13 protein-coding genes are annotated in these 16,478 nt (G+C 39.6%); 3 read left to right on the forward strand and 10 right to left on the reverse strand.

Translation table 11 applies throughout. The features are described from left to right. Nucleotides 1-64: 64 nt before the first annotated feature. From ACFSQ3_RS04965 to ACFSQ3_RS04975, 3 genes are read right to left on the reverse strand one after another with little or no spacing between them, the layout of a single operon-like run. Nucleotides 65-763 (reverse strand): enoyl-CoA hydratase/isomerase family protein, encoded by a 699-nt coding sequence (locus ACFSQ3_RS04965; protein ID WP_380868075.1) that lies wholly within the window; start codon nt 761-763, stop codon nt 65-67. Nucleotides 764-779: 16 nt separating this feature from the next. Beyond that, the gene (locus tag ACFSQ3_RS04970; RefSeq protein ID WP_380868076.1) at nt 780-1,625 is read right to left on the reverse strand and encodes a hydroxymethylglutaryl-CoA lyase; all 846 of its coding nucleotides are present in this window, start codon (nt 1,623-1,625) and stop codon (nt 780-782) included. Beyond that, a complete protein-coding gene (locus tag ACFSQ3_RS04975) occupies nt 1,615-2,766 on the reverse strand; it encodes an acyl-CoA dehydrogenase family protein (protein WP_380868475.1) in 1,152 nt (383 codons plus the stop codon). Before ACFSQ3_RS04975 ends, ACFSQ3_RS04970 begins: the two co-directional genes overlap by 11 nt. A gap of 139 nt (nt 2,767-2,905) precedes the next feature. On the opposite strand from ACFSQ3_RS04975, the gene ACFSQ3_RS04980 reads away from it, so the two are divergent. Next, entirely contained in the window at nt 2,906-4,513 is a 1,608-nt protein-coding gene (locus ACFSQ3_RS04980) for an acyl-CoA carboxylase subunit beta (protein WP_380868078.1), read from the forward strand. A gap of 630 nt (nt 4,514-5,143) precedes the next feature. Here the strand turns inward: ACFSQ3_RS04980 and thiL are convergent. Together thiL and nadA are read right to left on the reverse strand one after the other, a co-directional pair. After that, entirely contained in the window at nt 5,144-6,181 is a 1,038-nt protein-coding gene (gene thiL, locus ACFSQ3_RS04985; protein WP_380868080.1) for a thiamine-phosphate kinase, read from the reverse strand. A gap of 23 nt (nt 6,182-6,204) precedes the next feature. Next, complete coding sequence (nadA, locus tag ACFSQ3_RS04990; protein ID WP_380868081.1) at nt 6,205-7,203, reverse strand: quinolinate synthase NadA; 999 nt, start codon at nt 7,201-7,203, stop codon at nt 6,205-6,207. Between the two features lie 474 nt (nt 7,204-7,677). Between nadA and nadB the strand changes: the two genes are divergently transcribed. Further along, nucleotides 7,678-9,270 (forward strand): L-aspartate oxidase, encoded by a 1,593-nt coding sequence (nadB, locus tag ACFSQ3_RS04995; RefSeq protein ID WP_380868082.1) that lies wholly within the window; start codon nt 7,678-7,680, stop codon nt 9,268-9,270. Nucleotides 9,271-9,279: 9 nt separating this feature from the next. Beyond that, the gene (locus tag ACFSQ3_RS05000) at nt 9,280-9,801 is read left to right on the forward strand and encodes a gamma carbonic anhydrase family protein (RefSeq protein WP_380868084.1); all 522 of its coding nucleotides are present in this window, start codon (nt 9,280-9,282) and stop codon (nt 9,799-9,801) included. Nucleotides 9,802-9,803: 2 nt separating this feature from the next. Here the strand turns inward: ACFSQ3_RS05000 and ACFSQ3_RS05005 are convergent, their stop codons facing one another. The 5 genes from ACFSQ3_RS05005 to apaG form a co-directional block, all read right to left on the reverse strand. Continuing rightward, a complete protein-coding gene (locus tag ACFSQ3_RS05005) occupies nt 9,804-11,366 on the reverse strand; it encodes an Ig-like domain-containing protein (protein WP_380868085.1) in 1,563 nt (520 codons plus the stop codon). A 179-nt stretch (nt 11,367-11,545) separates the two neighbouring features. Beyond that, on the reverse strand, nt 11,546-13,405 hold the full coding sequence (mnmG, locus tag ACFSQ3_RS05010; RefSeq protein ID WP_380868087.1) for a tRNA uridine-5-carboxymethylaminomethyl(34) synthesis enzyme MnmG: 1,860 nt from the start codon (nt 13,403-13,405) through the stop codon (nt 11,546-11,548). Nucleotides 13,406-13,457: 52 nt separating this feature from the next. Further along, nucleotides 13,458-15,323, reverse strand: coding sequence for an ABC-F family ATP-binding cassette domain-containing protein (locus ACFSQ3_RS05015; RefSeq protein WP_380868089.1), 1,866 nt, complete (start codon nt 15,321-15,323; stop codon nt 13,458-13,460). Further along, nucleotides 15,320-15,973 (reverse strand): NAD-dependent epimerase/dehydratase family protein, encoded by a 654-nt coding sequence (locus ACFSQ3_RS05020; RefSeq protein WP_380868091.1) that lies wholly within the window; start codon nt 15,971-15,973, stop codon nt 15,320-15,322. The genes ACFSQ3_RS05015 and ACFSQ3_RS05020 overlap by 4 nt, the downstream gene beginning before the upstream one ends. Nucleotides 15,974-16,070: 97 nt before the next feature. After that, the gene (apaG, locus tag ACFSQ3_RS05025) at nt 16,071-16,457 is read right to left on the reverse strand and encodes a Co2+/Mg2+ efflux protein ApaG (RefSeq protein ID WP_380868093.1); all 387 of its coding nucleotides are present in this window, start codon (nt 16,455-16,457) and stop codon (nt 16,071-16,073) included. Nucleotides 16,458-16,478: the final 21 nt, after the last annotated feature.

A 16,478-nucleotide genomic window follows, 5' to 3' on the forward strand; every position in this document is an offset into this window, starting at 1 on the left:
GAACAATTAGATTAAAGCGATCATACAGCCCAACGACTTTACAACTTTACCCAATTTCACGAGATTACCTCAATCTCTCCAAAACTTGTTTTAAATAGCTGTACTGCTCGTTTGTTGGTAAATCAGGTAAATTGCGCACAGATTCAAATCCAGCTTTTAATACATTAGTATTTGCTTTACCGAATCTATTTAAAAGCGCTTCTATTTTTTCCGCGTCCAATAAGCCATCAACAATTCCCAAGTTTATCGCTTCATCTACTGAAAAGTAATCCGTATTCAAGCATAGCTGCAACACTTTCTTTTCGGGCATCACTTTTAACAAACTGGCCATCACTTGAAAAGGGAAGATTCCTAAATCTAATTCCGGCAAACGAAATCGAACTTCCGGCTTCGCAAAAACATAAGTACAACCAAGAACGTAAAGAAATCCACCAGCCACCACATCACCATTTAAAATAGCAACCGATGGTTTGTGCAATTGAGAGAATACTTCTCCTAAAGAAATATTTTGGTAGGTAATCGCATTATTTCGGACGTCCAAGCTTTCATCGCGAAAAGTTTTTAAATCCATTCCGGCACAAAAAACCGGACCTTCCGCTTCCAGAAGAACGACCTTGATATCATCATCCGAATTAATTTCCTGCACGGCATGTGCTACTTCGTTTACCGTAGTTGGGGTGAAAGCATTGCGTTTTTCTGCTCTTGCCAGAGTCAAATAAGCGATATGGCTTTCTTTTCGAAGTTTTATAAAATGATACATCATCTCCAAAAATATTGGTTTAATCCGCAATCAAATCCTTAAATGCGGTAATAATAGGTTGCAGTTCTTCAGTAGAACTTTCTTCAAAATGCAACAACAAAAGCTCTGTCGGAATATTTCCAACCAAATTATCTTGTGCAAAAGGGCATCCGCCATAACCTAAAATAGCACCTTCAAATTTTCGACATCCTGCACGATAGGCGGCATCTATTTTAGACAGCGCACTATCCAATCGGCTATGCAAATGCAAACTTGGATTTAGCGAAGGATCGTAAGCGGCAACTTCCTGTAATACTGCCGTAATGCTGTCTGGCGTAGCTTCACCTGTGGTATCTGCCAAGGAAAAACGAGCGACACCGATGGATTTTAATTGATCCAACCAATAAACAACCATTTGCTTATCCCATGCATCTTCGTATGGATTTCCGAATGCCATAGAAATATACACGATTAGTTCCTTATCGCTCGCTGCTACACGGTTTTGCATCCGTTGAACACGTTCGAAAGATTCCTTTAAATCAGCATTCGTATTTCTTTTCTGAAAAGTTTCGGAAATAGAAAACGGATAACCAAGAAAATCCACTTTCTCTTGCGCTAATGCCGCTTCCGCTCCGCGCTCATTCGCTACGACAACGGATAACTTTGTACTACCGGATTTTACAATTCCGGCAAGCACATCGGCCGTATCTGCCATCTGCGGAACAGCTTTTGGCGACACAAAACTTCCTATATCCAAACAGCTGAACCGACCACTAGCCAAAAGAAGGTTGACATAATCAATCTTCTTTTGCGTGGCAATTGGCTGATGAAGTCCTTGAATAGCATCACGGAAACAGTCGACAATTTCTATATCTTTAAATGACATCTTTTTTAATTTCTCGTGCAATTACCATTTTCTGGATTGCACTGGTTCCTTCTCCAATGGTACATAACTTAGCATCACGAAAGAACTTTTCTGCAGCAAAATCTTTGGTAAAACCATATCCACCGTGAATTTGTACGCTCTCGTTCGACACCTTTACAGCTGCTTCGGAAGCATACAACTTCGCCATCGCACCAGCTTTAGTTACATTCTCACCCAAATCTTTCAAATGACCGGCATGGCGAACTAAAAGCTCCGAAGCCTTGATTTCCGTAGCCATATCGGCTAACTTGAACGATACATCTTGAAATTCAAAAATGGGCTTATTAAACTGTTCCCGCTCCTGTGCGTAACGCAATGCACATTCATAGGCTCCGCGAGCAATACCTAGTGAAAGCGCTGCAATAGATATACGCCCACCGTCCAGCAATTTCAACGCCTGAACAAACCCAGTTCCTTTCTCACCGATCATCTGGCTTTTATGTACGCGGCAGTTGTCGAAAAACAAACTGGCGGTTTCCGAAGCGCGCATTCCCAACTTATCCATTTTTTGTCCCGCAGTAAAACCAGGCGTTCCTTTTTCTATGATAAAAGCGGAAACACCGCGCTTATCCCCTTTTTCGCCAGTACGAACCATGACCACCGCTACGTCCCCCGAAATCGCATGTGTGATAAAAGTTTTATTCCCATTGATTATATAGTAATCTCCATCCTCGACACCAACGGTAGATAAACCACCAGCATCCGATCCTGATCCCGTTTCGGTTAATCCCCAGGCACCAATACATTCTCCCGTTGCCAATTTGGGTAAATATTTTTCTTTCTGCTCATCGTTGGCGAAAGAAAGAATATGATTTGTACATAAAGAATTGTGTGCGGCAACGGATAATCCGATTGATCCGCATACTTTAGAAATCTCATCTAGAATGGTAATATATTCTTGATAACTCAATCCCGCACCATTATATTTCTCAGGAACTAAGATGCCCATGAACCCATACTCACCCAGTTTTTTAAAAAGATCTATCGGAAATATTTGCGGCTCATCCCAAGCCATAATGTATGGTTTGATGTACGTTTGTGCGAAATCGCGGGCGCTCTCTCTAACCATTCGTAATTGTTCTGTGTCAACCGAATAATTCATCATAAAATTTTGTTTAAGTTTATCTCTGGTAAGAAGAATACTATACAAATATTGTAAAAAACAAATTAAATTTTATGATATTTATAGAATTAAATTTTTGCAACCCATTGTAAACTAGCATTCCTAAATAGACTGATATATGGAAAAGATATTGTCTGAACTACGAAAAAAGAGTGAACAATTACGCCTTGGTGGCGGAATTAAGAAGATCGAGAAACATAAAGCAAATGGCAAATTAACTGCTTGGGAACGCGTGGTAATATTATTGGATGCTGATAGCGAATATATAGAAGTTGGAAGCTTTGCTGGCGATGATATGTATCCCGAACACGGTGGTTGTCCAAATGGAGGTGTCGTTGTCGTGCTTGGTTACGTAGAGGGCCGTCTTTGTGTTGTGGTTTCAAATGATGCTACGGTAAAAGCGGGAGCATGGTTCCCTATTAGTGGCAAGAAAAGCTTGCGGGCGCAAGAAATTGCGATGGAAAATCACCTACCGATCATCTATTTAGTTGATTCCGCCGGCGTTTATCTACCTATGCAAGATGAAATATTTCCGGATAAAGAGCATTTCGGCAGGATATTTAGAAACAATGCAAAAATTTCTGCTATGGGAATTCCGCAGATTTCTGCCATTATGGGATCTTGCGTTGCGGGTGGTGCTTACTTACCAATCATGTCGGATTATGCACTGATCGTGGAAGGAACAGGTTCTGTTTTCTTAGCGGGATCATACTTGGTAAAATCATCCATCGGCGAAGTAATCGATAATGAAAGTTTGGGTGGAGCGGTTACGCATTGCGAAATATCGGGCGTTACGGATAATAAATATCCGGACGATGAAAGTTGCCTAGCAGCGATTCGTGGAATCATTGGAAAATTTGGTCACAACGATAAAGCACATTTCTCTAGAATAGATCCGGTCTCGCCAGCACACAAAAGTGATTTTCTTTATGAATACTTCCCAGAGGATCGACTGAAAACCTACGATATGAACGAGGTTTTGAAATGTATCGTGGATGAAGGGAGCTTGGAAGAATACAAAAAAGATTACGGCAAAACGATTATTTGTGCGCTGGCGCGAATCGATGGTTGGGCGGTTGGAATTGTGGCTAATCAACGTCAGGTTGTGAAAGCGAAGAAACCAGGAAACGCTACCGAAATGCAGATGGGCGGCGTAATCTATTCAGATTCTGCAGATAAAGCTGCGCGTTTTATTATGAATTGTAATCAACAGAAAATACCGTTAGTTTTCTTCCAAGATGTTACCGGATTTATGGTTGGATCGCGTTCCGAGCAAGGCGGAATTATTAAAGATGGTGCTAAAATGGTCAATGCAATGGCAAACTCGGTGGTACCTAAATTTACATTCGTCGTTGGAAATAGCTATGGCGCCGGGAATTACGCGATGTGTGGAAAGGCTTATGATCCTCGATTGATTTATGCTTGGCCGACGGCACAGATGGCAGTTATGAGCGGCGCATCTGCCGGAAAAACGTTGCTGCAAATACAGGAAGCTTCATTGAAAGCTCAAAATAAAGCGTTGAGTGAAGAGGAAAAAGAAGCTTTACTAACGCAGATTGAGAATAGTTATAAAAAGCAATTGAGTCCATATTATGCCGCTGCTCGACTTTGGGTAGATGGTGTTATTGATCCAAAAGATACGCGTAAGATTATTTCTATGGGCATTGAAGCTGCGAATCAAAATCCAACGATAGATCGTTATAATGTGGGTGTATTGCAGACGTAAGGTTATTGATAATATATTTAACTTTATTAGTACATCAAGCCGAGTTAAGAAGCTACACTCAAGCCGAAAATATCCGGATCGAGTTGTAGCTTTTTGATGTATTCGATGAAGATACTTCAAACTTTTCTTGATAAAAGTTTGGCAAAATCAAGCCTATATTCCTTACTGCTATCTGCCCAAAAGAAATCCTAAACAAAAATAAACTCGCTTTGCTCAGACAGATTTTTGTTCTTAACGGATTTGCTTCCGCCCAGATGGCCGCAGTCGGAATATTAGGGCGGACCTAGCTCGATCCAGCGGTATTCCTTAGGAAATTAGCGGCTTAATTTCGTCAATGAGAATTGAGAATGATTTATCTTTAAGCTTGAGATTGCTTCGTCATACTTACTAGCAAGGTCAGCAAAAATTTCGTCATTACGAAGCTAAGGAACGAGGCTGAAGTAATCTAATCGCATTATATGTCACAACGACTTTACGAACCAGCAACTTAACTTTAGATTGCTTCGTCATGCTTCCTCGCAAGGACGTTTTAAGTTTCAACTTGGCAAATTAACGTCGCAACAACTTTACGAACCAGCAATTTGACTTTAGATTGCCACTTTGTTCCTACCTATAAGGACAGCTTATTATCTACTTAAAAGCATTCCATCCTTGTGCTTGCAAAGGATGAACTTTTCCGGACTTCGAAACCATGTGACAACCAGCAGAGGCTTCCGTCATGTGGCCAATAACCGTGATATCCAATTGATTTTTTACTTTATCGTAATCTGATTGTGGAATGGTGAATAATAGTTCATAATCCTCGCCACCGCTCAACGCGCAAACTGTAGGATCCAACCCAAATTCTCGAGCAGTTTCGTAAGTCATTGGATCGATAGGTAATTTATCTTCATAAACGGTACACCCAACGTTAGATTGCTTCGCGATATGTAAAATCTCCGATGCCAAACCATCAGATACGTCGATCATGGAACTTGGTTTGATCTCCAATTGACGGAGCAATTCCACCACATCGCCACGAGCATCCGGTTTTAATTGACGTTCTACGATATAATCCTTTCCTTCCAAATCAGGTTGAATGCTCGGATTCTCTAAGAAAATTTGCTTTTCACGTTCCAACAACTGTAAACCCACATAAGCGCCACCTAAATCGCCAGAAACGCATAATAAATCGCCCTCTTTCGCTCCCGAACGATAGGTTACCGCTTCTTCGTCGGCATAACCAATACTGGTTACCGAAAGCACCAATCCCTGACTGCTCGCCGATGTATCGCCGCCGATCAAATCCACATTGTATTTGTTGCAAGCAATCAACGCACCTTCGTAAATTTCTTCTACAGCTTCCAAGGGAAATTTTGAAGACATTCCAATGGAAAAAGTAATTTGAGTAGCCGTTCCATTCATAGCATAAATATCACTCAAATTAACTTGAACGGCTTTATATCCAAGGTGTTTCAACGGAACATAACGTAGATCGAAATGAATATTTTCCAACAATAAATCAGTGGAAATCAGAGTCTTTTTACCCGTAAAATCTAATACGGCGGCATCGTCACCAATACCTTTTACCGTGGAAGCTTGCGTTAATTTTACAGCTTGGGTAAGGTGATCAATCAAACCAAATTCACCCAGCTCTTTTATATCCGTTTTTTCGCTATTATCAAACATAAACTAAAATTTAATGGATTGATTTACAATCCTAATCGTTCTGATATTTCCAACATACGCTCAATAGGTTTTTGTGCTCTGCGGATCACATCTTCCGGAAGATTAATTTCCGGTTGCTCGTAATACAAGCAATTATATAATTTTTCCAAGGTATTCAACTTCATGTGTGGACAATCATTGCAGGCACACATATTATTCGGCGGAGCCGGAATAAAGGTTTTACTTGGACTTGCTTTTTGCATTTGATGTAAGATACCCGATTCTGTAGCTACAATATATGTAGTTGCTGCATCTTCGATGGTATATTTCAACATTCCGGAAGTTGACCCGATGTAATCTGCTGTAGCCAAAATATGGTCTTCGCATTCCGGATGAGCGATAAATTTCGCATGCGGGAATTCTGCTTTCAGCTGATTGATTCTATCTTGCGAGAAGATTTCATGAACCATGCAGGCACCATTCCACATCACCAAATCCCGACCGGTTTTTTTCTTCACATAAGCACCTAAATTCCTATCGGGACCAAAAATGATTTTTTGATCAGCTGGTAAGCTTTCGACGATCTGCACCGCATTGCTTGAGGTACAAACAATATCGGATAATGCTTTTAGCTCCGCTGTACAATTCACATAAGTGATCACCAAATGATCCGGATAAAGCTCTTTGAATTTAGCAAATAAATGAGGTGGACAACTATCTGATAATGAACATCCTGCTTTCAAATCCGGAAGAAGTACCTTCTTTTGTGGAGAAAGAATTTTCGCTGTTTCCGCCATGAAATGGACACCGGCAAATACGATGACATCTGCTTCGGTTTTTGCCGCTTGCTGCGATAGCCCCAAACTATCGCCAATATAATCAGCAATATCTTGAATCTCACCTTCTTGATAGTAATGAGCCAGAATTACCGCATTTTTTTCGGCTTTCAAACGCTTGATTTCATCGATAAGATCAAGCGATGGATCTACAGGAATATCAATGTATCCCTTAGCTTCCAAAACCGTATCGAAAGTATTATTCATTTATCTTCTCTGTGGTTATACATCCTCTGACAAGGAAACATCACAAAAGTAAAGAAACAAAATGAAACGAAATCCACATTCCCTTTTTTCAATAATTAATAAAGGATTTTATATAAAATGATCTTATTGTTTATTAGTGTGTGGATAATGGGGATAAACCGTTTTATTTTTCTTTTGATCGTATAGATAATTTAGTTTTTACACAGGTTATCCACAATTTGAAAAATGGATTTATGCTGATTATCAAGTATGTATTTTTACGCCTTTTATTTTTTCCATGATTCCTTGTGAATTTTTTACTGTTTACAATTTGTTAATATTGTCGGAATATTGCCGTAATATCTTTCCACAAATTAGTTGTTTTCCCCTCACATTGTGGAATAAAATAAAGTTTTCCTTTTGGCTCCACGGTTTTTATACAGGTTATCCACATTATTTGTTAATTTGTTCACCTATTCGTTATATACTTTACGCATGTCTGAGCATTATTCTGATTTTTTGGTGGTGGGTTCCGGAATTGCCGGTTTAAGTTTTGCTTTGAAGGCGGCATCGTTGGGAAAAGTGTTAATAATTACGAAATCCAATGAGGATGAATCGAATACGAAGTACGCACAAGGTGGTGTTGCAGTAGTTATCGATGAATCGGATAGCTTTGCAAATCATATAAAAGATACACACACTGCCGGCGATGGGTTGTGTGATCCCGCTGTGGTCCAACATGTTATCGAAGAAGGTCCTGAGCGGATCGCTGAGCTTATTGCATATGGTACGAGTTTCGATAAGGAAGCTTCCGGCGGATATGATCTAGCGAAAGAAGGTGGACATTCTGCACATCCTATTCTACATTACAAGGATATTACTGGTTATGAGATAGAAAGGGCGCTTTTAGAACGTGTTCATGCGCATCCAAACATTACTATTCTTACGCATTATTTTGCCGTCGATTTGATTACTCAACATCATGTTGGTAAACATGTGGATAAACGTTCATCAGATATAGAATGCTATGGTATATATGCTTTAAACACGGCAACAGGGTTGGTCGAGAAGTTTTTGTCTAAGTCCACATTGATGGCAACCGGCGGTGCGGGACATGTTTATTCGAGTACGACCAATCCAACCATTGCTACAGGTGATGGTATTGCTATGGTATATCGTGCGAAAGGAAAGGTGCGAAATATGGAGTTCATCCAGTTCCATCCTACTGCATTGTTTAATCCTGCAGTTTATCCTGCATTTTTGATATCGGAAGCCGTTCGAGGTTTTGGCGGTATTTTGCGTCGTGCAGACGGAACGTCGTTCATGGAAGATTACGACGAGCGTGGATCTTTGGCTCCACGAGATATTGTTGCGCGCGCGATCGATGTAGAAATGAAGAAGTCGGGATTGGAATATGTGTATTTAGATATTACACACCGCAATCGTGAAGATATATTGGCACACTTTCCAAATATCTATGAACAATGCTTGAAGATTGGTGTCGATATGTGCACGGACTTTATTCCAGTATCTCCTGCTGCGCATTATTTATGTGGTGGAATATTGGTTGACAAGCATGGTGCGACGAGTATAAAGCAATTATATGCTTGTGGCGAATGTTCTTCAACAGGTTTGCATGGTGCTAACAGATTGGCTTCCAATTCTTTGTTAGAAGCTGCAGTTTATGCACATCGTATATTTAAAGATGTGGAATCTAAGTTTCACAACTTAGAATATCGCAGGGATATTCCAGCCTGGGATGATACCAATACGGTGTTGTCGAACGAAGATATCTTGGTAACGCATAATCTACGAGAAACACAGAAACTGATGAGTGATTATGTGGGTATTGTACGTTCCGATTTTCGCTTGGATCGAGCGATGCGACGTTTGGGTTTGTTGCATGATGAAACGGAATCTTTCTATAAGAATACCAGGTTGTCTGTAAAACTTTGTGAACTCAGAAATGTTATTCAGGTAGCTTATTTGGTGGTTAAATCGGCCATGGCGCGGAAAGAAAGCCGTGGTTTACATTACACGACAGATTATCCAAATCACGCCGATCATTTGCAAGATACTATTTACTAAATATTCGTTATGTCAGCTATCATTCTACCTGTTGGTGAATCTGTGCCACAAATTGCTTTAGATACGTTTCTAGCTCCAAATTGTACCATAGTAGGAAATGTGAGCATCGGATCGAATTGCTCTGTTTGGTTTAATGCCGTTGTACGTGGTGACGTGAACTACATCAAGATTGGCGATTATAGCAATATTCAGGATAATGTAACCATTCATGGAACGTATGAAAGAAATGGTACTGATATCGGATCTTACGTGAACATTGGGCATAATGCGATTGTCCATGGCTGCACAATCCACGATTATGTGTTAGTTGGAATGGGTGCGATTGTGATGGATCGGGCAGTACTGCAAAGCAAAGTGATCATCGCAGCGGGCGCCGTAGTTTTAGAAAATACCGTTTGCGAATCGGGCTATTTGTATGCTGGCGTCCCAGCCAAAAAGATTAAGCCACTGACGGATGAGCAGTTAGCGCTGTTGGATAAGCTGCCCCATAACTACGTTTTATATAGCTCATGGTTTAAGGAACAAGAGTAGAACTAATTTTCTATAAACTCCACGTCTATCGTCTCATTTTGTTCCCAATTAGCACGAATCGTAAATGTTCTATTCAAGTACCAAATAGGTTCTTGTTTACGTAGAGTCCAAACATCAGCAGGATCCCATTTTCCATTTCTATTTTTATCCCAAATCAGTCGAATCGAGAATTTTCCGGTCGGATATTTCGTATAGGGCATTTTATGACTATTCGGGAGAATCTTCGATTGAAAGGTCTTTGTTTTATCTTCCGAGATTAGTTCCACAACGTATTGCTGAGCAGTATCTAGTCCATTAAAAGTAAGATAAATATCGCCGTAGCTATCTGCTTCATTCATCGTAAATTTGATAGATTCCTCTTCATTTACTTCTTCGAAAAATCCTATCATTGCCCCTTCTTCCAATTTCAATTCATAATCGCGTTTTGGCCGCCAATTATAGCGAATATGGAACATTTCAGGATTTATACTATCTGCTTGCAATTGGAAATTTCGTCGCGGGATTGAGTCTTCAATTAAAATGACTTTGCTCTTATCCATGTTTGCGAACGGAGTGGCTGCAGTAATTTCGATATGTTTGACGCGATCCACCTTGTTTGTTATGTTGAATTTAGGAGCAATACTGCGTTCCAATTTCAAATTTCTTGGTTTTCTAATCAAAGTGGTGTCTAGTATACCTCTGCTGTCTGCTATCTCTAGTTTTAGTGAATCGAAGTCTAAATTAGGAAGATATAATCGCACGGAATCCTGTGTCTTAGCGTATCTACTTATAATTTCATCGTTTAAAACGACCGGATCGAGCACTCGGATGCTAGGCTCGTCCAACGACTGATTAAATGTCATAAGCAAAACGCCACTGCTTTCTATCTTTCGATCCAACGTTCTATACCTATTTGGCCGTCCGTTGCTAAGTTCCAATTTAATTCCTGATATGTCCCTATTAAGCACGATGCTGTCCAGCAAAAATCCAATCCACTCTTCGGGAGCGTTATAGATTCGATCATTATTTTGTTCCTTTATGGCATAAATGCGATAGGTATCCTCTTTTAAATTTTGTAATTTGAAGTTACCCGAGGTATCGACAGTGGTGAAAATACTTGCTTTTTTCTTACCAAAGATGGAATCTCGACTAGTTGGAATAAGAATAACGTTGATGTCTTTATCCTTTTCCTTGTCAAATCCTTGTGTGTAGCCATTCGTAACGCTGCCTGATACCGATAACGAATCCAATTCCGGTCCGGTAGAGAATACGTACGTGTAATTAAGAATTGGGTTTCCTTCGTTGAAATCTACTAATCCTTTACCTAGATTAATCGTGTACGTAGTATTTTCCTCTAGGCTGTCTGGTAGATCGATGATAAGATTACGCTTACGTATTTTATATATCGGAGATCGCTCTAAATCTGGCGATACACTAAACTCTTTTTGTTGATTAGTGGTTTTTACAAATTCATCAAAGGTAATTGTAATTCGTTCTGCATCGAAGTTCGTTGAAAAGTTTGCCGGCAATTCTGCTAGCACCTTTGGCGGCAAGGAGTCCTTAGGGCCTCCAGTAGGTCGGCTCATGTTAGCGCATTGCTGAAAACTTAGAGAAACGATTATTAATAACAACCATAATGCTACATTGTCTTTTAATACGCTTTTTAAGCGTTTTAAGGAACTTTGATTTATTTTGGACTCCGTAGTCATAATTCTAAAAATAATACGTTATATTGATTATTATTAAATAATTGATTATCAATTATTTAGTTTATATGTACCATTAAAATACTTATATCTGCTGGTGATACACCGGATATCCGGGATGCCTGACCTAATGTTCTGGGCTTAATAGCTAAAAGTTTTTGTCTAGCTTCAGTAGATAGGGAGGTAATGGAATTGTAATTAAAGTCAGGTTGTATTTCTTTATCCTCCATTTTTTTCATCTTTTTCACGATCTCCATCTCTTTCTCAAAATAGCTATCGTACTTCACTTTTATTTCCGCCTGTTCAATAGTTTCGACATCGAAATCATTTAGAAATGATCGCAGGTTTCTATCAACTTGAGCTAGCTCATTTAAATTCACTTGCGGCCGACTTAAAATATTATGTAGTCGTGTTTTTTGGTTTATTGCAGTTGAACCCCAATTGATCATGGCATCATTCATGACTTCCGGAGTAGTACTCGTATTTTTCAAAAACTCAACTATCTTATCTGAACCAGTAATTTTATTTTCTACACGATTCATACGTTCCTCCCCTACCAAACCAAGCTTGTAAGCTATTGGTGTTAGCCTGATATCTGCGTTATCCTGACGTAGCAATAATCGGTGTTCTGCTCTCGAGGTAAACATACGATAGGGCTCATCCGTTCCTTTGGTAACTAAGTCGTCAATCAAAACACCAATATAAGATTCAGATCTTTTTAGGATTAATTCGTGTTCATCATTGATACGTTGATGTGCGTTTATTCCAGCGATGAATCCTTGGGCAGCCGCTTCCTCGTATCCCGTAGTTCCATTGATTTGTCCGGCGAAGAATAAGTGTTTAATGCGTTGTGTTTCTAAAGTCAAATCTAATTGCATCGGCGGAAAATAATCATATTCGATCGCGTAGCCAGGTCTGTACATTTTCGCAGTTTCAAAACCTGGGATCAATTGCAAAGCTTTTAATTGAACATCTTCAGGTAATGAAGTGGAGAAACCATTAACATAGATTTCGACCGTACGAAATCCTTCCGGCTCAACGAATATTTGGTGGCGATCTCGCTCTGAGAAGCGGTTTATCTTATCCTCGATGGAAGGACAGTATCGTGGCCCCAAGCCTTTTATTCTACCAGTAAACATGGGAGATTGTTCAAAGCCGGTTTTTAAAATTTCATGAACCTCAGGATTCGTATAAGTAATCCAGCAGCAGCGTTGTTGCATATTACGTTCTACGTCGCTATAAGAAAAACGCCCTGGATTTTCATCCCCCCACTGCTCTTCCATTTTGGAATAATTAAGGCTTCGGCCGTCTATTCTCGGCGGCGTTCCAGTCTTCATTCGTCCGGCGTCGAAGCCTAATGAAACAAGTTGTTCCGTCAAACCTGTCGCTGCTTTCTCCCCTGTTCTTCCTCCGCCAAACGTCTTTTCACCAATATGTATTTTTCCATTAAGAAATGTGCCGTTTGTTAATACAACAGCGTCGGATTCTATCTTTATTCCTAGCGATGTTATGACACCTCTAACTCGATCTCCTTCTACTATTAGTTCTTTAACCGTGTCTTGCCAGATGTCTAAGTTCGGGATATCCTCTAATTGCCATCTCCATTCTTCCGCAAAACGCATACGATCGTTTTGTGATCTAGGACTCCACATTGCTGGTCCTTTCGATCTATTGAGCATACGGAATTGAATAGTTGATTTATCGGCGATGATTCCAGTATATCCGCCCATCGCGTCTATTTCACGTACGATTTGCCCTTTTGCTACACCACCTATTGCGGGATTACAGCTCATTTGGGCAATCACCCCCATATTCATAGTAATAAGTAAAGTGCTTGAACCCATATTAGCTGCTACTGCAGCCGCTTCGCATCCCGCATGTCCAGCACCGACTACGATTACATTATATTTATTAAACATATTCTTTTATTATGTTTCACGTGAAACCTCTACGTATGTTTCACGTGAAACCCTAAATTAATTCTGATAATTCCAGCCAACGTTCTGTTTTCTGATCAAGTTCTGATTTTATGTTATCTATTTCTGTCGCTATATCAGATAATTCTTTGTGGTCCGAAGTGTTATTAAGTTTTTCTGTTAGCATATTGATCTTAGTTTCTAGATCAGAAATAAGGTTATCTAAACCATCTAACTCCAATTTTTCTTTGTACGATATTTTTGGTTTCGACTTGACTTCAGAAACAGGTGTCGGTGTAGAATCCTTTTTCGACCCTTTTTGATTTTTGCTAGCTTCTATTTCTGATTGCTCAATTTTGAAATCTGCATAATTCCCGTTGTATATTTGAATCTCGCCAGATCCGTCAAAGATAAATAGTTGATCGGTCAATTTATCTAGTAAATAGCGATCGTGTGTAACCAAAACCAATACGCCTTTAAATTTATCGAGAAAATCTTCCAATACATTTAACGTATCCATGTCCAAATCATTGGATGGTTCATCCAATATCAGGAAATTCGGATTGAGCATCAGGATTCGCATCAATTGAAGGCGTTTGCGTTCTCCTCCACTTAGTTTTGATACTAGACCAAATTGTTTCTCCGGCGGAAACAGAAACAAAGTTAGAAGTTGGGAAGCCGTGATGATACCATCTTTTCCCATGTCAATATGTTCTGCTATATCTTTGACTACGTCTATCACTCGTTGGTTATCGGTAAAATCTAAACCTCCCTGTTTGTAATAACCTATGATAGTAGTTTCACCAATATCGATACGACCATGATCTGGAGAAATGGAATTTGTCAGTAAGTTCAAAAAGGTAGATTTACCTGTTCCATTTCTTCCAGCAAGACCGATTCTATCCCCTTTCTTAAAAACATAAGAAAAGTTGGAAACGATTTCATTTCCGTCAAACGATTTTACCGCATTCTCAATTTCTAAAATTTTTGATCCTTGTCTCGAGGTTTGGATCTTTAATTCCAACTTTTGATTGGTAGCTGGACCTTTAGATTTGTTTTCTAGATCATAGAATGCTTCAATACGTGACTTAGACTTCGTACCTCGAGCTTGAGGTTGCCTCCGCATCCATTCCAATTCTTTACGCCAAAGGTTTTTTGCCTTGTCTGCGCTCGCTACTTCGGATTGAAATCGTTCAGCTTTCTTTTCCAGAAAATTTGCATAATTACCTTTATACTGGTAAACTTTTCCTCTGTCTAATTCTCTAATTTCTTGACAAACCTGATCCAAGAAGTATCTATCGTGTGAAACCAGTAATACCGTCTTATTTCCTGAAGTCAGTAGTTTTTCTAGCCACTCGATTGTTTCGATGTCCAAATGGTTAGTAGGCTCATCAAGAATGTAAACATCTGGTTCGTCTATAAGAAGCTTAGCTAAGGCCAAACGTTTCTGCTGCCCTCCGGATAAAGAGGAAATCTCTTTCTTAAAATCGTGTATCTGCAGACGGTTAAGGATAGTTTTTATAGCGTACTCGTATTCCCAAACATTTAATGCCGTCAACTCATCCGTTAACTCGTTTATCCTTTCTACATTAGAAGGATCGTTTTTCAATACCTCCTCATACTCTTTGATAAGTTGCTGTTGCTTATTATCAGCGCTGTATATGAAATCCTCAACCGAATTGAGATTAGAAAAGTCAGGCTCCTGAGGGAGATAGCCAACTCGAATACCTCGTTCCGTAACGACTGTTCCCTGATCGGGTTGAATAATACCCGACAATATTTTAAGTAGGGTGGATTTACCGGTACCATTAATTCCAACAAGTGCGATGCGTTCTCCAGACTGCATGCCAAAGTGGAGATCATTAAATAAGTGGCGATCGTGAAACGAATGGCTTAATTTTTCAGTACTGATTATACTCACGTTAATTCTTTGATTTCTTGGGTGTTAAATCGGAAAATTCCTTTACCATCTAATTTTGTAGTTTCGACTAGCGCACGGGCGATTACTGATCCTTTTATACTTCTATATTTCTTGTAATCTCCTAATAATAAAGGATTTATAATATTAAATAGAATGGAAGCAAATTTTTCCGCAAGTCGCTTTTCTTTTCGATTACCAACAATTAATGATGGCTGCATAATGAATAATTGATCGAGACCAAGTTCTTCGAACGATTGTTCAGTCATGGCTTTCAGTCGCATATAAAATGTCATACTATCCTTATTGGCACCTAAAGCAGAAACAATAGAAGCTGAATGTAGACCATTTTCTTTCAGAATGCGAGCGACTTTGATCGGGTAATCGTGATCCACTTTTTTATAATCTTCTTTATTAGGTGTCTTACTTTTTGTGGATCCAAGACAAGAGAAGAGATGGTCGATTTGAAGATCTCGAATTGGACTATCTATAGTATCAAAATCCGCCTTAATCTGGATCAGTCGCTCATGCTGAATGGGAATTCCATGGCGACTGACTGCATATATTTTATCAAAGGAATTATCCGCTAAGAGATATTTGGTGGTATGCAAACCAACCAATCCGCTAGCGCCTAGAATTAATGCTTGTGACATTTTTGTTGACGTATCTATCCAATCAACAAAAGTACATAATAAATCGTCAATATAGTGTTAAAAGGATTTGCTCCCCCTACCCTATTAGCATTCGTATTTAGTTCAATCGAAAATTCGCAATAAGGTTAAAACGTGGAATGATGACTTCAATTGCTGCTCCGTCGATTAGCCGTTGCATTTCGTAGTGCCCGACCATATAACCCATGTCACTTCGAAGATTACAACCGGAAGCATATTGATGGATTTGACCAGGTTCTAAAATCGGCTGTTCGCCTACTACGCCTTCGCCATCAACCTGCTTGTGCTCTCCAATAGTATCAAATATGTCCCAATGACGTCTGACTAATTGTAGTGTATCGCTACCCTGATTTTCTATCGTGATCCGGTAGGCAAACATAAAATGAAAATTGTCTGGATTGGAATATTCTGGCTGATAAATCGATTCTACCGATATTTTCACATCTGCTGTTATCTGACTAATCATATGTCGTACAGTTATATACTG

The sequence above is a fragment of the Sphingobacterium corticis genome, assembly GCF_042684745.1.
Classification (GTDB): domain Bacteria; phylum Bacteroidota; class Bacteroidia; order Sphingobacteriales; family Sphingobacteriaceae; genus Sphingobacterium; species Sphingobacterium corticis.